This is a genomic window from Saccharopolyspora sp. NPDC003752, assembly GCF_053605825.1.
On sequence record NZ_JBSGJZ010000018.1, the window covers coordinates 1 to 19,092 of the forward strand.

A 19,092-nucleotide genomic window follows, 5' to 3' on the forward strand; every position below is an offset into this window, starting at 1 on the left:
CACCCCATACACCCGCACCAAACACCCCACCCCACCCCCCACCCCCACCCCCCCCCACCCCCCCGCCCTCCGCCCCGGCCGACCACGTCCCACACCTGCCCACGCACCGGCCTGAAACGACCCCTGGGCCGAGGTTCCGTGCGCCGGCGCTGATCAGCGCGGCAGTGCCGGCGGGCGGTGCGCCAGCCCGTGCAGCGCCTCGACCAGCGGGGCGAGCTCCGGCGTTCGCCCCGCCGCGGCGAGTGCCGCTTCCAGCGCCGCGTCGTGGGTCGGACGCGCCTGCTCCAGCAGGGCTCGGCCCGCATCGGTGAGCTCGGTGTAGATCCCCCGCCGGTCCTCCTTGCAGAGCACGCGGGTCAGCAGCTCGCGGTCCTCCAGCCGGCTGACCAGGCGTGTCGTCGCACTGCCGCTGAGCGCCGTGGCGCGGGCGAGCTGCTGCATGCGCATGTGCCAGCCGTCCTGGCGGCCGAGCGCGTCGAGGACCGTGTACTCGACGACCGACAGGCCGTGTTCGGCCTGGAGCGCCTTCTCCAGCGCGGCGTCGAGCATCCCGTGCAACGCGGCAAGCGTGCGCCAGCCGTGGGCACGCACTTCGACGGCATCGTCGGCGATTCCCACGAGCACCTCCTGTCGGTCGACCTGCAACACCAAGCTTGCACCTTTATGACGCGCCTGCAACTATCTGCCACGTCACAATGCCTTCACATTGAACTAGAACGCGTCTGCAACTATTGTCGACGCTCGTAAGGTTCAGACGCAGTCATACAGGAAGGCCGTGCACATGCCTCTCGCGCTTCTGGCCCTCGCCATCGGCGCCTTCGGGATCGGCACCACCGAATTCGTGATCATGGGTGTGCTTCCGCAGGTCGCCGGCGAGTTCGGCGTCAGCATTCCCGCCGCGGGCTGGCTGGTGTCCGGCTACGCGCTCGGCGTCGTCATCGGCGCCCCGATCCTCACCGTCCTGGGCACCAAGGTCTCCCGCAAGAAGATGCTCCTGTTCCTGATGGGCGTCTTCATCGTGGGCAACGCGCTCTCCGCCGCCGCTCCCACCTTCGGCGTCATGCTCATCGGCCGGGTCGTCGCCTCGTTCGCCCACGGCGCGTTCTTCGGCATCGGGTCCGTGGTCGCCGCCAGCCTGGTCGCCCCCGAGAAGAAGGCCTCGGCCATCTCGCTGATGTTCATGGGGCTGACCATCGCCAACATCATCGGCGTCCCCGGCGGCACCTACGTCGGGCAGGCCGCCGGCTGGCGGTTCACCTTCGCCATCGTCGCCCTGCTCGGCGTGATCGGGTTCCTCGGCGTCGCCATGCTCGTCCCGGAGCAGGGCAAGCCCGAGGCCGCGAGGATCCGCACCGAGTTCACGGCCTTCCGCAACGTTCAGGTCTGGCTCGCGATGGCGATGACCGTCCTGGGATACGGCGGCGTGTTCGCCGCGATCACCTACATCGCGCCGATGATGACCGATGTCGCGGGCTACTCCGAGGGCGGCGTGACCTGGCTGCTCGTGCTGTTCGGCATCGGCATGTTCCTGGGCAACCTGCTGGGCGGCAAGTTCGCCGACAAGGCCCTGATGCCCATGCTCTTCGTCACGCTCGCCGCCCTCGCGGCCGCCCTGCTGCTGTTCACCGTGACGGCGCACAGCCAGGTCCTCGCCGCGATCACCCTGCCCACCATCGGCGCCCTGGGCTTCGCCACCGTGCCCCCGTTGCAGAAGTGGATCCTCGACCAGGCATCCGCCGCCCCGACCCTGGCCTCCGCAGCCAACATCGGCGCCTTCAACCTCGGCAACGCCCTCGCCGCCTGGCTGGGCGGTGTCGTGATCGCCGCCGGATTCGGCTACACCTCGCCCAACTGGATCGGAGCGATGCTCGCCGGCACGGCGCTGCTGCTGTCCTTCCTCGCGGCCTTCCTCGATCGCCGCAGCCGGGCGACCGGCCCCAGCACCGCGCCCGCGCCCGCCGAGCCAGTGGCCGCCCAGCGCTGATCCCGCTCCCCTGACGGGGACGCAAATCCGCAACACCCACAAGGAGTTCCGCACATCATGGTTCCCACCACCACCCTCAACAACGGCATCGAAATCCCGCAGCTCGGCTTCGGCGTCTTCCAGGTGCCGGACGCGGAGACCACGGCCGCGGTCGCGGCCGCCCTGCAGGCCGGTTACCGCTCCATCGACACCGCCGCGATCTACGGGAACGAGGCCGGGGTCGGCCGCGCCATCGCCGAGTCCGGGATCGCCCGCGACGAACTGTTCGTCACCACGAAGCTGTGGAACGCCGATCAGGGCTACGACACGACCCTCGAGGCGTTCGACCGCAGCCTGGACGCCCTCGGGCTGGACCACGTGGACATGTACCTCATCCACTGGCCCACCCCGGCCCGCGACCTGTACCTGGAGACCTGGAAGGCCATCGAGAAGCTGGTCGCGGACGGACGGGTTCGCGCCGCCGGCGTCTCGAACTTCCAGCCCGCGCACCTGCGTCGCCTGCTCGACAACAGCGCTCTCGTCCCGGCGGTGAACCAGATCGAACTGCACCCCGGGCTCCAGCAGCGCGAGCTGCGCGCCCTGCACGCCGAGCGCGGAATCGTCACCGAGGCCTGGAGCCCCCTGGCCCAGGGCGCGATGCTGCGCGAGAGCACGCTGACCGAAATCGCCGCTCGGCACGGCAAGTCGCCCGCCCAGGTCGTCATCCGCTGGCACCTGCAGCTGGGCAACATCGTGATCCCGAAGTCCGTCACCCCGTCCCGCATCCGCGAGAACATCGACGTCTTCGACTTCGCGCTGTCCGAGGACGAGATGACCGCGATCGCCGCGCTCGACCGCGGCCTGCGCACCGGGCCGGACCCCGACACCCTCAACTGACCATCCGCACAGGTCGCACGGGCGGATCTTCCCCGCCCGTGCGACCTTTCCGCGCGGTTGCGGGCTATTCGGCGCCGCTCGTGCGGAGGACGGTGGCGCGGAACGAGGTCACCACGGGCCGCAGGTCGACTCGGTGCCATGCGGCCCACAGCCGGACGCAGCCGTCGTGCCAAGGGAGTTCGCGCACCTCGACCTCCTCGGTGGTGGCGCCGGCCATGCTCCTCTGCACGAATGCGAGCCCGAGCCCGGAGGCGACCAGGCCGAGCGCGGTCAGCGGTTCGGCGGCGTCGAGGCGGATGTCCGGCGTGAAGCCGGCCGCGGCGCAGGAAGCGATGAACGTGTCCCGCCAGGCGGGATCCTGGGCGTTCTCGATCGCGATCCACGACTGACCGTCGAGATCGCCGGGAGCGATCTCCGCCTTGTCGGCGAGCGGGTGCCTCGCTGGCAGGACCAGCAGCAACGGGTCCTGGAACAGGGGCGCGGCCAGCAGGTCGGGATCGTCCGCGGATGGCGGTTCGTGGACGAGCGCGATGTCGAGGCTGCGCTGCCGAAGTCCTTCGAACTGCGCGTTGGGCACCAGGTTGTACAGCGCGATGTGGACGTCGGGGTTCGTGTCGTGCAGTGCGCGTAGTGCGCCGGGGAGGATGCCGGTGTGGATGGCGTCGGCGACGTAGCCGATGCACAGGCCGCCCTCTTCCCCACGGCCCAGCCGACGCCCCAGGTTCTCCAGGCGGTCGGCATGCCGCAGCAGTGCACGGGATTCGGCCAGGAAGACCTGGCCGTCCCGGGTGAGCCGGATTCGCTGCTGGCTGCGCTCGAACAGGGTCAGCCCCAGGTTCTTCTCGAGCTGCGCGATCTGCCGGCTCAGCGGCGACTGGGAGATGTGGAGCCGCTCGGCGGCCTGGCCGACGTGTTCGGTCTCGGCGACGGCGACGAAGTAGCGGAGTTGCCGCAAGTCCAACATTGTAAGACCTCAGAAGACTTAACTCCGTCCAAGTAAGTCTTGGACAGTCTCAAGTTTCGTCCCTAACCTCGAACTTGTCAATCGACGAAGCGACGCAGGAAGCACCTTCCCGTCGCACCTCGCACAGCAAGGAATCCGCACCATGTCCATCAATTCCTTCCTGCCCGGCCGGCTGGGCTTCGGCACCGCACCGCTGGGCAACATGTTCCGGGCCATCCCCGAAGAAGAGGCCGCGGCCACCGTGGAAGCCGCCTGGGACGGGGGAATCCGCTACTTCGACACCGCCCCCTTCTACGGCGCGGGCCTGGCCGAGATCCGGCTGGGCGACGGGCTGGCCGACCGCCCCCGCGACGAGTTCGTGCTGAGCACCAAGGTCGGCCGCGTCATCCTCGACGAGATCGAAGACCCCGCGGCCCGCGACCTGGGTGAGAAGGGCGGAATCTTCGAACACGGACGCCCCAACAAGATCGTCCCCGACTACTCGGCCGACGCGACGATGCGCTCCATTGAGGACAGTCTCAAGCGACTGAGGACGGACCGCCTCGACATCGTGTGGGTGCACGACGTCGCGCAGGACTTCTACGGCGACGAATGGCTGGCCGCATACGAGTCCGCCCGCACCGGCGCGTTCCGGGTCCTGCAGCAGCTGCGCGACGAAGGCGTCATCAAGGCCTGGGGCCTCGGCGTCAACCGCGTCGAGCCCCTGGAGCTGACGCTCGACCTCGACGAGGCGAAGCCGGACGCGTTCCTCCTCGCCGGCCGCTACACGCTGCTCGACCACGAGCGCGCCCTGCAGCGGCTGCTGCCGGCCGCCGAGGCGCAGAGCGTCGACATCGTCGTCGGCGGGCCGTACAGCTCCGGCATTCTCGCCGGCGGACAGCACTTCGAGTACCAGGAGGCCCCCGCCTCGATCATCGCCAAGGTGGAGCGCATCAAGTCGCTCGCAGCGCAGCACGGCGTGGGAATCAAGGCGGCGGCGCTGCAGTTCTCGCTCGCCCACCCCGCCGTCGCCGCGGCCATTCCCGGCGCTACGCGTCCGAGCCGCATCGCCGAGGACGTCGCCGCGCTCAACGAGACCGTCCCAGCGGCGTTCTGGGCTGCTCTGCGCGCCGAAGGGCTGGTCGCGCAGGACGCCCCTCTTCCCAACGCCTGACCCACCACCCCACCAGTTTCAGGAGACGACCGTGGCGACTACGACCGCGACCATCGACATCCAGGTATCCGCGGACCGCATCTGGCAGCTCATCGGAGGCTTCGACTCGCTGCCCGACTGGCTGCCCTACATCCCCACGAGCAAGCTCAGCGAGGGCGGACGCGTCCGCAGCCTCACCAACGAGGAGGGCGGCACCATCGTCGAACGCCTCGAAGCGTTCGACAACGACGCGCGCACGTACACCTACTCCATCGTCCAGGCCCCGTTCCCCGTCACCGGCTACCGCTCGACCATCACCGTGCACGAGGTGTCCGGCGCGCAGAGCCGCGTGGACTGGTCCGGCACCTTCACGCCGGTGGGAACGAGCGACGAGGAAGCGATCGCCCTGTTCCACGGCATCTACGCCGACGGCTTGGCCGCGCTGACGAAGACTCTGGGCGCGTGAGCCCGGATACGGGATGCCCGCGCGCCACAACCGCTGGGCCACGGCACGGGGCACCGGGCGGAACCTCAGCGCAGCGGGTCGTACGGCGCCAGGTCGATCCCCGGGTCGACCTGGCGGGCGAGCCGCGCCGCGACCGAACCCGCGTACGGGCCGATCGTCAGGCCCGAGGCCCCCAGACCGTTGACCACGACCAGCCCGGCGACCTGCGGAACCGCGCCGAGCAGCGGCCGGATGTCGGGTCCCATCGGGCGGAACCCGATGCGGGTCTCCACGTGCGTCGCACCCGCCAGCCCGGGGGCCACCGACAGCGCCTCGCCGAGCACCTCCGCCATCCCGGCCGCGGTCACCCGGTGGTCGAAGCCCGCGTCGTCCTCGCGGGTCGCGCCGACCACGACCCGCGAGTCGTCGAAGGCCAGGATGTAGTGCCGCGACTGCGGCAGCACGACCGGCCAGTTCGCGGTATCCGCGCCCGGCAGCCGCAGGTGCATGATCTGGCCGCGCTGCGGCGTGACCCGCACCTGGACGCCGATCGGTTCGAGCAGCTGCGGCGACCAAGCACCGGATGCGGCGATCACGGCGTCCGCGCCGATGAACACGTCGTCGACCCGCACTCCGCGGACCGCGCTGTCGGCGACGATCGCGGCCGTGCCGTTGATGATCCGAGCGCCGCGCCGGGCGGCGGCGCGGCGCATCGCGTCGCGGACCAAGCGGCCGTCCAGGCGCGCTGCGCCGGGGATGTGGATCGCCTTGCCGTCGTGTTCGAGCGGCGGGAACAGCTCGCCGGCCCGGCGACCGCTGATCAACTCCACTTCGCCGGCCATCGGGGACTCCGCGGCGCGCTCCGCCACCCGCTGGAACGCCTCCTCCGATTCGTCTTCGGAGACCAGCCGCAGCGAGCCGACCCGCCGGTAGCCGAGCTCGGTCTCGCCGTCGGCGGCCAACGCCGACAGCAGCTCCGGGTAGTGCTCCGCCCCGGCGACCGAGATCCGGTACCAGTCCGGATCGTCCACTTTGGACGACCATGGGCAGATGATGCCCGCACCGGCCGACGTGGCGCGGCCCGGGGCCGGCGAGTCCACCAGGACCACCTCCACCCCGGCCCGGGCCAGCTCGTACCCGGCTGCCGCACCGGCGATGCCGCTTCCGACGACCACCACCCGCATTTCCCGCTCCTCCCGGTTCGACCGACTTCTCCTCATCGCACACCGCCCATGCGCCGCTGCACCCAAGGCGCGATCAGGTGCATGACGACCCCGGCGGCCATCACCGCCGCGCCGACCCCGGCGAAGTACCCGACCTCGGTCTCCGCGCGGTAGAGCTGCACCAGCTGAGCGTTGATGCCTGCCGCCGCGGCGGAGGCCAAGAACCACAGGCTCATCATCTGGGCCAGGAACGCCCGCGGGGCGAGCTTGGTGGTGGCCGAAAGGCCCACCGGCGACAGGCACATCGACCCGCAGATCACCACGAAGTAGCTCGCGACGAGCCACCACGGGCTGGCGAGCGCGTCCACGCCGTGCAGCAGACCGGGCCCGGCCATCAGCACGAACGACGCCCCGCCGAGCAGCAGTCCGGTGGCGAACTTGCGCGGTGTGGTGGGCTGGCGGTCCCCGAGCTTGATCCACAGCCAGGCGAAGGTCGGGGCCAGCACGAGCGTGGCGATCGGGTTCAGCGACTGGAACCACGAGGACGGCACCGCGAACCCCAAGATCTCCAGATCGGTTCGCGTGTCGGCGAACTGCGCGAGCACCGAGCCGGACTGCTCGTTGACCACCCAGTAGCAGACCGCGCCGATGAACAGCGGGATGTAGGCGATCAACCGGGACCGCTCCACGGCATCGGTCTTCGGGCTGCGCAACATCGTGATCGTGTACGCCGCCGGCAACAGCACCGCGAGCACCGACACGGCGTTGATCAGCACCTGCACGGTCAAGAACCCGGTGGCACCGAGAACCGCGACCACCACCGCCAACACCGCGACGCCCACGGCTGCGCGCATCGCCACCTGGCGCCGCTCGCCGGCGCGAAGCGGATTCGTCGGCACGTCCCCGGCCTGGCCCAGCCGCGTCCGCCCCCGGACGTACACCACCAGGCCCGCGGCCATCCCGACGGCCGCGAGGCCGAAGCCGAGGTGGTAGTCGACCTGCTGCCCGAGCGTGCCCACGAGGTACGGCGCGATGAAAGCACCCAGGTTGATGCCCATGTAGAAGAGGGAGAACCCGGCGTCGCGGCGGTTGTCCGCCGGCGTGTACAGCTCCCCCACCATGCTGGACGCGTTGGGCTTCAGCAGCCCGGTGCCGACCACGATCAGCAGCATCGACACCAGCAGCGCGGGCAACCCGCCGGGCACCGCCAGCGCCAGGTGGCCGCACATGATCAGCAGGCCGCCCAGCAGGACCGCGCGGCGCATGCCCAGCAACCGGTCCGCCAGCCAGCCGCCGAGGATGCCGGACATGAACACCAGGGCGCCGTAGACCGACACCAGCGCCGACGAGGTCGGCTTGTCCAGCCCGAGCCCTCCATCGGAGGTCTGGTCGTACAGGTAGTACAGCAGGATCGCGGACATCCCGTAGTAGGAGAACCGCTCCCACATCTCCAGGAAGAACAACGTGGCCAGGCCGCGGGGGTGGCCGAAGAAACCTCGGTCGCTCGTGGGGATCTCCGTCTGCTCGCTCATGGCCGCCTTTCGATGGATGGCGTGCACCGGCGGGAGAAGCGCGGTCAGCGAGTCGTGCCGTCGGGTCGCCGCAGCAGCGGGCGGTCGACCGTCCAGAGCACCTCCGCGATCGCGGTGCCGCGGTTGTGGATGGCGTGCGGAATCCTGGACTTGAAGTGGATCGAGTCGCCGGCGCCGAGCACCGCGGTCTCGTCCGGCAGCAGGAACGTCAGCTCGCCGCGCAGCACGTAGCAGAACTCCTCGCCGTCGTGCTGGGTGACCGGTGACGGCTCGGCGGTCGGGTGCACCGCGGTGATCATCGCCTCGATGCACTGGCCGGGCAGGTCCGCGGTCAGCACGCGGTGCTCCCGCTCGCCCATCACCACCCGCGTGGCGTGCGGGTCGTCGTGCCGGGCGATCGAGTACTCGCGCCGGCTGCGGCGACCGGCCGCACCGAGCAGCTCGACCGCGTCCACCTCCAGCGCCCCGGCCAGCGCGAAGAGCGAGGTCAGCGAGATCGAGTTGATGCCGCGCTCGGCCAGCGAGAGGAAACCCGGCGACAGTCCGCAGCGTTCCGCCAGGTCTCGCAGCGTCAGACCGCGCTCGGTGCGGATCCGCTTGATCGCCGCCCCCACCAGCCGGGTCGGGCCATCGGCGGCGGGTTCGGCCGGATGAGCGCTGTCGGCCACGGTTCCTGCCTCCTTCCCTCGGGTACTGGCATTTAGTCACACCAAACAGGGGCAGTCAATACTGAACATCTCGGCAACCGGCCCCGGCAGAGCCCCTACCAGCGCCGCTTCAGCGAAGAATCCGATGTGGACAGTCCAGCGCGACTCCCGGCAGCGGACCGGACGCGGTCGTGGACCCGAACCGGCGCCGTGCACGGGAGATGAGGGATATCCCCGTCCTGCCGGGTTTGCATTCTTTCTCCCGGGCTTGACCGGGATGATGCTGTTATGACGACTGAAATCGCGCGCAGGTTCACCTGGCTGGGCAAGTTGCTGCCCGGCTGGTTGCGCGCGCCCGGCCGCAGCACCGTCAGGTACCGCTACGAGCTGGAACGAGAGCTGCACGACGGGCCGGCGGCGGGCCTGTCGGCACTGGCCCTCCAGCTCGGGCTGATCTCCGCCACGGCCGGTGACCCGCAGCTCTCCGCCCGGATCGACGCACTCCGGGACACCGTCTGCCTGCTCGTCGAACGCATGCGCCTGCTCGGCACGACCATCCACCCGCCGGCACTCGCCGCCGGTCTTGAACCGACGTGGATGTCCGTCGCCGAGCACGGCGACCTACGCCTACGACTCGACCTGCCGGAACACGATCTCGGCACGCAGCTCTCCGGCCGGACGGGTCTCCTCGTCGCCGATCACCTGCGCACGCTGGAACCCGGCACCACCGTGCAGGTGCGAGTGCGGGGCAAGAGGCTCGTGCGCGTGCACATCACCGAACAGCGGCCGGGAACCGCACAGCAGCAACATTTCCGGGCGGTACTGGGATGAAGGTGGCCATCGCCGAAGACGGCGCGCTGTTCCGGGAAGACCTGCTCCTGGAGGCGGGTCGCCGAATGCTGAACCTGTTGGTGGGTGGGGGAATCAGACCGCGCCGCGCGGAAGCGAGGGCTGTCTGAGGCCGATCGGGCGGCCCGTCGTGGTCTTCCGGTCGAAGCGACGGCCGGCGAGGGGCAACGGTGCGGCCGGAACGTTGCCCGAAAGTCGCGGATTCCTGCCCGTTCGCCGACTTCGCGGCCCGGCCGGTTCGTCCCGCCCGCCGCACGGGCGAAGCTGGTGCCGGTCGGTGAAGTTCGGGAGGCTCGGGAGAATGGCTTTAGGTTCCAGCCGCGATCTGGTGCGAACCCAGACCGAGGACAAGGTCGTCCGGCTGGTGAACGTGGAGCGGGCGAAGCGGCGGCTCGGCCCGTTGCACGTCGACGAGCGGTTGCGCCGCGCCGCGCGCGGGCACAGCGCCGACATGGCGCGGCGCGGCTTCTTCGCGCACCAGGCGACGCGCGGCCCGTCGCCGTTCGAACGGATGCTGGCCGCGGGTTTCGAAGACCCCGGCGGCGAGAACATCGCCGCCGGTCAGGAAACGCCCGCCGCGGTGGTGCACGCCTGGATGCAGAGCATCCCGCACCGCGCGAACATCCTGAACGCGGACTTCCGGTTCATCGGCGTGGGACTGCACGTCGACGCCACCGGCCCGTGGTGGACGCAGAACTTCGGCTACTGACGGCCTCAGGCCGCGGGCAGCGGGAGACGCACCTCGAAGCAGCAGCCGCCCGGAACGTTTCGCACCGACACGTTCCCGTTGTGCGCCTGCACGAGACCCTGCACGATGGCCAGGCCGAGACCGCCGCCGCTGCTGCCGCGCGTCCTCCGGTCCTCCCCGCGCCACCCCATGTCGAACACCGAGGCCAGGTCGCCTTCCGGAATTCCCCCGCACTCGTCGCTCACCGCGACGGCCGCCCAGCCCGCGACCGCGCGGATGTCCACGGTCACCGTCGAACCCTCCGGGGCGTACCGGATCGCGTTCCCCAGCAGGTTGTTGAACACCCGCGTGAAGGCGCGGTCGTCCACGTTGACCACGATCGGCTCGATCGTCCTCGCCCGCAGGCTGATCCCCCGGTCACCGGCCACCACTTCGAGCGCCGCCACCTCGTCGCTGATGAGGTCGTCCAGCGCCACCATCCGCGGGGCCAGGCGCAGCGTCCCGGACTGGATCCGGGAGAGTTCGAAGAGGTCGTCCACCATCTCCGACAGGACCTCGGTGTCGCCGCGGATCTTCCTGCAGTAGTCCGGCAGGTCGTCCACCACGCCGTCCTCAATGGACTCCGTCACGGCGCGCAGCCGCGCCAGCGGGCTGCGCAGGTCGTGCGAGATCCAGGCGACCAGCCGCCGCCGGGACGCGTCCATCGCCTGTTCCCGGCGCCGCGACTCGGCGAGCTTGTCGTTGGCGATCCGGAGCTCCTGCGCGAGCTCGGCGAACTCGGCGCTCGGCAGGTCGGCCGGCTGCTGGAACCGGTACCGCTGACCGAGCGAGCGCGTGGCATCGGTCAGCTGCCGGCTGCCGTTCATCACCGACCGGCCGAGCACCAGTCCGACGCCGATGGCCACCGCCCCGGCGATGAGGACTACCGCGAGGAGCAGGTCTGCGGGCAGCTCCGCCGACCGCGCGACGAGCACCACGGTGAGGGCGCTCGTGTTGATCGCGTACACGGTGATGATGATCACCGCCACCAGCGAATATCCCACCGGGTACTTGCGGAGCAGCCGCAGGACCACCATGCCGACGAGGCCCACGCCGACCGATTCGCACACCGCGATCAACGCGACCAGCAGCGGCGTCATGCTGGTCCGGCGCCGGTCTCGGGGAGGTCGAGCCGGTAGCCGACGCCCCAGACGGTCTTCAGCAGCGCGGGGCGGGACGGATCGTCCTCGATCTTCTCCCGCAGCCGCCGGACGTGCACCGTGACCGTGGAGGCGTCGCCGAAGTTGTGCGCCCAGACCTCGCGCATCAGCTCGTCCCGCCGCACCACCCGGCCCGCGTTGCGGATCATGAAGACCAGCAGCTCGAATTCCTTGATCGGCATGTTCAGCTCGCGTCCGGCCTTGCTGACCGTCCGCGCCGACCGGTCCACCAGGAGGTCGCCGACGCGCAGCACGCCGTCGACCCGGGCCGGCGGCATGGCGACCGTCCGGCGCAGCACGGACTGGACCCGCAGCACCAGCTCGCGCGGGCTGAACGGTTTGGTGAGGTAGTCGTCGGCGCCGGATTCCAGGCCCCGCAGCCGGTGCTCCTCCTCCCCCAGCGAGGTCAGCATGATGACCGGCACCTGGTTGGACGCGCGCAACTCGCGCAAGACCTGGATGCCGTCGAGCCCCGGCAGCATCACGTCGAGCACGACGAGGTCCGGCGACATCTGCCGCGCCAGCTCCAGCCCCATCGTGCCGTCCGAGGCGTGCACCGGGGTGTAGCCGGACCGGCGCAGGTAGCCGGTGACCACCTGGGCAACCGTCGGATCGTCCTCCACGACCAGGATCCGCGGTTCTCGCCCCCGGAATCGGTGATCCGCGCCAAGATCAGCCTGCGTCATCGTCGAAACCTGCTTCTTGCCGTTTTCATGCCACCCTAGTCCGAACCACCGAGCCGCGTGCAGGCGGCCGAAGTGCGCCGTGCCGCGAGATGCGTGCGCTCCCGCAACCGGAAACCGCGGTCGAGCACGGGCGCGCTCGCACGAGCGACCGCGAAAGTCGTTCCCCCGCAGGGACGACGTCCGTGCGCATCCCGGCGTCTCCGGATCGCTCAGATCACGCCCGTCCGCACACCGTATGCCACCAGCTGCGGCCGGTTGCGCAGTTTGAGCCGACTCGTCATGGCGTAGATGACGTTCTTCACCGTGCGCTCCGAGTAGCAGAGCTTCTTGCCGATCTCCTCGGTGTCCCAGCCTTCCGCCAGCAGCCGCAACACGCCGATCTCCCGGGAGGTGAAGCCTGCGGAGTTCAGGCCGCGCGGCTCCAGGACCTCGCGGTTGAGGTTCTCCACCTGCCGCAGCAACTCGCCCAGCAGGTTGGCCGGCAGCACACCTCCTCCCTCGGCCGCAACGCGGATCGCCTCGGCCAGCCGCTCGCCCGTGGCCACACCGCGGTGCAGCACCGCGACCACGCGGCACTCGACCACCCGCAGCAGCACGGCGCGCTCCAACTGCCTGGCCACCAGCACCGCGGGCGCCGCCGATTCCGAGGCCGCCTTGCTCATGCTGGCGAGGACTTCCGGGGTCACCCGGTCCGCGGCGAACACGAGCACGTCGACGTCGGCGGGAAACGCGTCCGCCGCGACGAACACGTCCGCGGTGCCCAAGAGCATTTCGGTCAGCCCGGTCAAGGTGATGGGGTCCGATGCCCACACCGCGACGCGAACCTGCTCGCCGGGCTCCCGCGCTGCCGAGTTCACCGTGTGCGTTGCCGATTCGACCTTGGTCATCATCGCGCTCTTCCTCCGACCTGCGTTTCGGGCGTGCTGTTCGACGCGACGCCCGATCTTCCGTTCCGCCCCGGCGCTCTCGGCGGCACAACGCGCGAGCCACATGATTCGAGTGTCCGGCGCCGGGAGGGCCGATCGCGGCCTCGGAGCGGGCTCGCGGGAATCCCCTCACCGGGTTTCCCCGACGACCGCGCCGATCCACTTGTCCCAAGGCGACACCGCATTCCCTGCGGCGCCACGAACGAACATCCTCGGAGAACATGACGAATCCGCAAGGCATTGTGGGTAGAACTCATTTCGCGACAAGGAATTCGTCCGTCCACGGCAGGATCCGACCAGTTCACCAACACAGCTTCGCGCCTGATGTCCACTTCGGACACGTTCAGGCCGCGGACCGGCCGCGCAGCGCGGCGCCCCGCAGGCTTCCGGCCGAGTTCGCGGCCGCCACGAGCGCCACGCGGGAGCGGCAGCCGGTCTTGGCGAACAACCGGGTGAGCTGGCTCTCCACGGTCTTCTCGCTCAATCCGAGCGCCGAGCCGATCCGGCGGTTGGTGAGCCCCATGCCGATCAGCTCGACGATGCGGGACTCGGTGGCCGACCAGGGTTGCGCGGCGGACGGGGGCTGCGCCGGGGCCGCCGTCAGCGGCGAACCGCCGGTTTCGCGGAGCAGCGCCGGTTTCGGGAACTCGGCCGCCGGGCCCGCCAGGCCGCGCACCGCGGCGCGCTCCTCGGCCACCGCGGAGACCGCGAGCGCCGGGCACAGGCAGCACAGCCGTCCCCGAAAATCCCCCACCAGCAAGCCGTTCTCGACGAGCTGGTCCACGGCCCGGCCGCACTCCGCGACGTCCTCGCCCAGCGCGTCCGCGACCGCGGGCAGGTCATCGATGCCGAACGCACCGAGCCAGGCCGTCGTGGCGAGCAGCCGCGGGCCGAGGCCGCCGAGCCGCCGGGCGCGCAGCAGCAGGTCGTGGTCGTAGGGCAGGCAGATGGATGCCTGGTCGTCGAGGCGGAGGCGGTCGCCATCGGCGACGAGCCGTCCCCTGTCCCGCAGCGCCTCGACCGTCGCCAGAACCGTGCCGGGGTTGCCGTACAACGGCCCGAGCGCCGCGCGCAGCGCCACGTGAACGCTCTCGTCCAGATCATCGCCCGCGAGGGCCTCGATGTGCTCGTCGGCGAGCGGGTCCAGGTCGATCACCTCGTCCGCCAGGTCGAGCAGTTCGGCGGATGCCGACGCCACCGCGTCGTCCCGCCGGATCGACGCGACGACCAGGCATCCGGGGCGGCGGGCCGCCTGCAGCAGCGGGACGGGGTCGGCGATGTCCAGCACGTCGTCGACGAGCACCGCGACGGGACCGCGGCTGCTGATCCGGCCGAAGACCCAGTTCAGCTCGGCAGCCACGGCGGGGAACCGCGCGGCCGGCTCCTCGGGCCGGCGCTGCTGGAACCGGGCCAGCGCGCTGATCGCGTCGACCAGCCCGCAGTCGCCGAGCCGGTCGAAGTCCTGCCGGAGCGCGTCGACGACCGCGCCGACCCCGTACCGGTCGGTGCCGGATTCCGCCGCCGTAGCGCGGGATCGGCCGCGCACCTGCGCCACCCGCGTGCCCCTGGCCCGCCAGCGGCGGCCCGCCGCGTCCAGCAGTCGCGTCTTCCCGATGCCGGCGTCGCCGCGGACGATCAGCAGGCGACCGCCGGGCGCGCTGGTCCGCAATGCGGACCGCAGCGCCGCCAGCGCGTCATCCCTGCCCTCGATCGCCATCTGTTCCCGCCCCATTGCCGTCCGTCCCCGTTCCCGGCGCCGTCGCGCCAGACTCGATGCACTTGCCGCGTCGGGGCGGACGCTAGCGCCGGATGGGCCGGGAACCGGGGCGTGGAAAGGCTCCTGAACGACAGAATTCAGAAATGCGCAAGGATTCCGAACCAGCGAGCGCCTTTCATCCTCTGTGCGGAATGCCTGTGTCTCCGGGTCGTGAGTGGTCATGGCTGCTGTGGCGACCACAGGCACTCACGACCCCTGTGCGTTCGGGACCGGATCCGACACCGCAGACCAGGATGAAAGCGCTCATCCGATGACCTGGCAAGAAAAGCTTAAGAATCTCCTCACGACTTGGCACTCGATGCGCCGGGGCGGGCTGGCAATACTGGGCTTCGTGCTGAACTCCCGACGGACGATCCCCACCCCGAACCGGACCATCCCGACCCTGCCCGAGGCCGCGGTCCGGCGGACACCCCGCGCCGCCAACGCTGCCCGAGAGGCCGGGCCGGATGCCCGTTCGTCCGGCCGCGAGGAACTGATCGCCCGCGTGCTCGACGTCTGCACGAGCCGCCCGGGGCGGCCGCTGGTCGTGATCACCGGTCCGGCCGGGATCGGCCGCAGCCGGGTGCTGGCGCAGCTGCGGACGCGGCTGTCCGAGCTGGACGTCTCCACTGCGGACGTCAGGGTTTCCGCCGGGGATCGCGATTTCCCCGGTCTCGTGGGCAGGATCGCCGACGAGCTGGGCGCGCCGCCGGTCCGCGGCGAGTCCGGCGCGGCCGCGGTGCGGCGGCTGTCGGCCGCACCGATCCGAGGAGGCCGGCTCGTCGTCCTCATCGACGACGCACACCGGCTCGACCCCGAATGCCTCCCCGCCGCGCTCGACGCGCTGGCCGGCGACCGGATCACGTTCGTCTGCACCGCCACCACGCCCAACGACGGCAGCGGCGCCGACTTGGCGTCGCTTCGCGCCCGCGGCCTGGTGCACGAGGAACGACTCCGGCCGCTGCCGGTGTCCGCAGTGGACGACGTCCTCACTTCACTCCTCGGGGCCAAGCCCACGCCGGGGCTGGCCGCCGAACTCCGCGACGCGTGCCGGGGCGTGCCCGCCCTGGTGCACGCCGCCATCGAGGGCTACCTGGCGGCCGATCGCCTGCGGGTCGTCGACCGCCGGGCGCACCTGATCGGCACCGGTGCGCCCCGGCTGCCGATCACCCACCCGCTGTTCGCGGCCCTGCGCGATCCGGCGATCTGGCCCGTGGCCAAGGCCCTGTCGGTGCTGCACCCGCTGGGCGAGGCGGCGCCGGCGCTGATCGCCGCGACTGCCGGGATCGGCGAAGACGAGGTCCTCGAAGTCCTTCGCGAGCTGCGCGCTTCGGGAGTGGTCGCGTTCCGGAACGGCTGGCGGTTCCGCGCGCCGATGCTCGCCGCGTTGCTGACCGCGTGCCTCGGCCCCTACGAGCGGAGCAGGAGCGCGCAGCTGGCCGTGACCGCGCTCTGGGAACGTGCCGCGACCTGCCCCGATGACGGCTACCTTCCGGATCGGATCGTGGACGCGGGCAGGCTGGTGGACGCCGAGCGGGCGGCGGCGGAGCTGCTGGCCCACGGCGAGGCGGCACCGGAAGACGCTCGCGCCGTCCGGTGGCGGTGGGCGGCGTGCGGGCTGATCGCCGATCCCGCCCGCCGCGCCGCGGCGCTGCACCGGCATTCCGTCCTCTGCGCCCAGCACCAGAGGTTGGCCCCCGCCGCCGAGGCGGCCGAGGCGGCGCTGCGCGACCACCAGGACTGGCTCGCGGCGGATTCCTTGCAGGAGCTGCAGATCATCGCCACCGCCGGGCTCGCGAGCAACGGGAACACGGCCGCGCTGCGCGACATCGCCGCGGCCGGATGGCACTCGGGCGGCGACGCGACCCGGCTCGTGACCCGCGCCGCCGCGCTCTGCCTGCTCGACCGCTGGTCCGACGCGCGCGACGAACTCCTCGCCGGGCACGGCAAGTGGCACGCGGGCGGCACCGGCCCGGCCGCGTTCGGGCAGGCCCTCACCGAGGCCGCGGTGGCGGTCGCGGGTGGGACGGCACCGACGGCCGCCCCACCCGCCGTCGAGGCGGCCCGGGCTCTGCTCCAGGCGCTCGGCTTGGGCTCCCCCGACGCTCCGGCGGATGGCGGGGCGGTCCGCGCCGCCAGGTCCGGGCAGTGGGACCGCTCGCTGGACCTCGCCCGGTCGGCCATCGCCACCGCGTCCCTCCACGGCGATCCGCCCGGACAGGCCGCGATGTTCCGGGAGATGGCGATCATCCTCACCGCGCGAGGCCGGCTGAACCGGGCCCGGGCCGCCATCGAGGACGCCCGCTCCCGGCACCTGCTGCTGCCGCACCGGCTAGCCCTCCCGGAAGCGTTGCTGGACCTGACGATCGGCGAACACAAGCAGTCGCGAGCCGTCGTCGAGCAAGCGCTCACCGCGGCCGCCCAAACCGGTGCGATCGCCGGGACCGAGGAGTTGTGGCTGCACATCGCCGAGCTGGAATCGCGGCGCGGGAACCAGGACGCGGCGAAGCGGTGCGCGGAACGGATCGAGCGGATCGCGGACGAGCTCGGCACCGCCGAGGCCCACCAGAACCGGCTGCTCGCGCGGGTATTCGTCGAAGGCGCCTCCGACGCCGCGGCGGAAGTGCTGGAACTCGCGGCGGAGCGGGGCCGGCCCTTCGAGTTCGCGACCACCGTCACCGCCGTGGCGGAACGCGGGTTCGCCGACCGGAAGCTCCTGCTCGCGGCGTACGAGGCTTTCGGCGAGCTCGGCGCCCTGATCCCCCGCGCGCGGCTGCGGTTGCTGATGCGGACGCGCAACGTGGCCGTCCCCGGCCGCAACGCGACGGTCGCGGAGAACGAGCGGCTGCTGGCCACCCTGATCACCGAGGGCCTGACCAATTCGCAGGTCGCCACCGTGCTGGGGACCAGCGAGAAGAGCGTTGAAGGACGGCTGACCAGGTACTTCCAGCGCACGGGTTACCGGTCGCGCGCCGAACTCGCGACCGCGACGCTCCGCGGCTGCGCCTGACCCGCGGCTCAGCGGATCAGGGGCAACCGGACGTCGAAGCAGCAGCCGCCGGGCACGTTGCGCACCGACACGTGGCCGCCGTGGGCTTGCACCAGCCCGTGCACGATGGTCAGCCCGAAACCGCCGCCCCGGGCCGCCCCGTTGTTCGCCTTGCGGCCACGCCATCCCATGTCGAAGACCGAACCCAGGTCCTGCGGCGGGATCCCGCCGCACTCGTCCGACACCGACACCACCGCCCAGCCGTTCACCGCGCGGACGTCGACCACCACCGTCGTCCGCTCCGGGCTGTACCGGATCGCGTTCGACAGCAGGTTGTTGAACACCCGGGTCATGGACCGGTCGTCCACCCGGACGGTGACCGGCTCGACCGTCCTGGCGCGCAACCGGATCCCGCGCCCCGCAGCCAGCACGTCGAGACCGGCCGCCTCGTCGCTGACGAGATCGTCGAGAGCCACCTCGCGCGGGTTCAGGCGCAGCGTCCCGGTCTGGATCTGGGAGAGCTGGAAGAGGTCGTCCACCATCGCGGTGAGGTGCTCGGTGTCCGCGCGGATCCTCCCGAGGTAGTCGTCCAGGTCGCCCACCACACCGTCCTCGATGGACTCCGCCACGGCCCGCAGCCTCGCCAGCGGGCTGCGCAGGTCGTGCGAGATCCAGGCGACCAGCTGCCGCCGGGACTGCTCGACCGCCCGTTCCCGCCGCCTGGACACCACCAGCTTGTCGCTGGTGATCCGCAATTCCCGCGCCAGCTCGGCGAGCTCCGCGCTCGGCGGGTCCTCCGGCAGCCGGAACCGCTCGGCCACGCCGAAGGTGCGGGTGGCATCGGCCAGCTGCCTGCTGCCCTTCATCACGGACCTGCCGAGCAGCAGGCCGATCCCGAGCGAAACCGCGCCGGCGACGAAGTTGACCAGCAGCGGCACCGCCACCGGCACTTCGGCGGACTGCGTCACGATGACGACGGTGATGGTGCCCGCGTTGGTGCCGCAGACGGTGATCACGATGACCGCGATCAGCGAGTTCCCGACCGGGTACCGCCGGAGCAAGCGCAGCGCCACGGCGCCGACGAGCCCCACGCCCACTGACTCGAACACCGCGATCAGCAGGATCAGCGACGTACTCACCGCGGACCGCCCGCGGGGCCGGGCCGACCGAACCGGTGGCCGATGACCGCCCGCGGTACGAGCTCACGAGAGCCTGAGCGCGACCGGTCATCTCCGGCCGGCTCCGGCCTCGCGCCC

Annotated in this window: 17 protein-coding genes; 7 read left to right on the forward strand and 10 right to left on the reverse strand. The window is 71.2% G+C overall.

Annotated elements, in window-relative coordinates; genetic code table 11:
- Positions 1–153: 153 nt before the first annotated feature.
- Positions 154–618 (reverse strand): MarR family winged helix-turn-helix transcriptional regulator, encoded by a 465-nt coding sequence (locus ACWEV3_RS23285; RefSeq protein WP_452616042.1) that lies wholly within the window; start codon positions 616–618, stop codon positions 154–156.
- A 163-nt stretch (positions 619–781) separates the two neighbouring features.
- Here ACWEV3_RS23285 and ACWEV3_RS23290 point away from each other — a divergent pair, with 163 nt between their 5' ends.
- Complete coding sequence (locus ACWEV3_RS23290; RefSeq protein ID WP_452615935.1) at positions 782–1,984, forward strand: MFS transporter; 1,203 nt, start codon at positions 782–784, stop codon at positions 1,982–1,984.
- Positions 1,985–2,041: 57 nt separating this feature from the next.
- Positions 2,042–2,860: an aldo/keto reductase gene (locus tag ACWEV3_RS23295; RefSeq protein WP_452615936.1), complete on the forward strand. Its 819-nt coding sequence runs from the start codon at positions 2,042–2,044 to the stop codon at positions 2,858–2,860.
- A 64-nt stretch (positions 2,861–2,924) separates the two neighbouring features.
- Here ACWEV3_RS23295 and ACWEV3_RS23300 read toward each other — a convergent pair whose 3' ends face one another.
- Positions 2,925–3,824, reverse strand: coding sequence for a LysR family transcriptional regulator (locus ACWEV3_RS23300; RefSeq protein ID WP_452615937.1), 900 nt, complete (start codon positions 3,822–3,824; stop codon positions 2,925–2,927).
- Between the two features lie 142 nt (positions 3,825–3,966).
- Here ACWEV3_RS23300 and ACWEV3_RS23305 point away from each other — a divergent pair, with 142 nt between their 5' ends.
- The gene (locus ACWEV3_RS23305) at positions 3,967–4,977 is read left to right on the forward strand and encodes an aldo/keto reductase (RefSeq protein WP_452615938.1); all 1,011 of its coding nucleotides are present in this window, start codon (positions 3,967–3,969) and stop codon (positions 4,975–4,977) included.
- A gap of 31 nt (positions 4,978–5,008) precedes the next feature.
- Positions 5,009–5,422 carry an SRPBCC family protein gene (locus ACWEV3_RS23310; RefSeq protein ID WP_452615939.1) on the forward strand — a complete coding sequence of 138 codons (414 nt, stop codon included), beginning with the start codon at positions 5,009–5,011 and terminating at the stop codon, positions 5,420–5,422.
- A 65-nt stretch (positions 5,423–5,487) separates the two neighbouring features.
- Here ACWEV3_RS23310 and ACWEV3_RS23315 read toward each other — a convergent pair whose 3' ends face one another.
- Genes ACWEV3_RS23315 through ACWEV3_RS23325 form a run of 3 tightly spaced genes read right to left on the reverse strand, consistent with a single transcriptional unit; the run spans position 5,488 to position 8,764 of the window.
- Positions 5,488–6,585 (reverse strand): NAD(P)/FAD-dependent oxidoreductase, encoded by a 1,098-nt coding sequence (locus ACWEV3_RS23315; protein ID WP_452615940.1) that lies wholly within the window; start codon positions 6,583–6,585, stop codon positions 5,488–5,490.
- A gap of 32 nt (positions 6,586–6,617) precedes the next feature.
- Positions 6,618–8,096 (reverse strand): peptide MFS transporter, encoded by a 1,479-nt coding sequence (locus ACWEV3_RS23320; protein WP_452615941.1) that lies wholly within the window; start codon positions 8,094–8,096, stop codon positions 6,618–6,620.
- Positions 8,097–8,140: 44 nt separating this feature from the next.
- Complete coding sequence (locus tag ACWEV3_RS23325; protein ID WP_452615942.1) at positions 8,141–8,764, reverse strand: helix-turn-helix domain-containing protein; 624 nt, start codon at positions 8,762–8,764, stop codon at positions 8,141–8,143.
- A 267-nt stretch (positions 8,765–9,031) separates the two neighbouring features.
- On the opposite strand from ACWEV3_RS23325, the gene ACWEV3_RS23330 reads away from it, so the two are divergent.
- A complete protein-coding gene (locus ACWEV3_RS23330; protein ID WP_452615943.1) occupies positions 9,032–9,574 on the forward strand; it encodes a histidine kinase in 543 nt (180 codons plus the stop codon).
- Between the two features lie 319 nt (positions 9,575–9,893).
- Positions 9,894–10,301, forward strand: coding sequence for a CAP domain-containing protein (locus tag ACWEV3_RS23335; protein ID WP_452615944.1), 408 nt, complete (start codon positions 9,894–9,896; stop codon positions 10,299–10,301).
- A gap of 5 nt (positions 10,302–10,306) precedes the next feature.
- Here the strand turns inward: ACWEV3_RS23335 and ACWEV3_RS23340 are convergent, their stop codons facing one another.
- From ACWEV3_RS23340 to ACWEV3_RS23355, 4 genes are all read right to left on the reverse strand, one after another.
- A complete protein-coding gene (locus ACWEV3_RS23340; protein ID WP_452615945.1) occupies positions 10,307–11,419 on the reverse strand; it encodes a sensor histidine kinase in 1,113 nt (370 codons plus the stop codon).
- Entirely contained in the window at positions 11,416–12,165 is a 750-nt protein-coding gene (locus ACWEV3_RS23345; protein WP_452615946.1) for a response regulator transcription factor, read from the reverse strand. The genes ACWEV3_RS23340 and ACWEV3_RS23345 overlap by 4 nt, the downstream gene beginning before the upstream one ends.
- A gap of 209 nt (positions 12,166–12,374) precedes the next feature.
- Positions 12,375–13,055 carry a helix-turn-helix transcriptional regulator gene (locus ACWEV3_RS23350; protein WP_452615947.1) on the reverse strand — a complete coding sequence of 227 codons (681 nt, stop codon included), beginning with the start codon at positions 13,053–13,055 and terminating at the stop codon, positions 12,375–12,377.
- A gap of 379 nt (positions 13,056–13,434) precedes the next feature.
- Positions 13,435–14,823, reverse strand: coding sequence for a helix-turn-helix transcriptional regulator (locus ACWEV3_RS23355; protein ID WP_452615948.1), 1,389 nt, complete (start codon positions 14,821–14,823; stop codon positions 13,435–13,437).
- A 376-nt stretch (positions 14,824–15,199) separates the two neighbouring features.
- On the opposite strand from ACWEV3_RS23355, the gene ACWEV3_RS23360 reads away from it, so the two are divergent.
- Positions 15,200–17,857 carry an AAA family ATPase gene (locus ACWEV3_RS23360; protein ID WP_452615949.1) on the forward strand — a complete coding sequence of 886 codons (2,658 nt, stop codon included), beginning with the start codon at positions 15,200–15,202 and terminating at the stop codon, positions 17,855–17,857.
- Positions 17,858–17,865: 8 nt separating this feature from the next.
- Here the strand turns inward: ACWEV3_RS23360 and ACWEV3_RS23365 are convergent, their stop codons facing one another.
- Entirely contained in the window at positions 17,866–18,975 is a 1,110-nt protein-coding gene (locus ACWEV3_RS23365) for a sensor histidine kinase (protein WP_452615950.1), read from the reverse strand.
- Between the last annotated feature and the right edge of the window lie 117 nt (positions 18,976–19,092).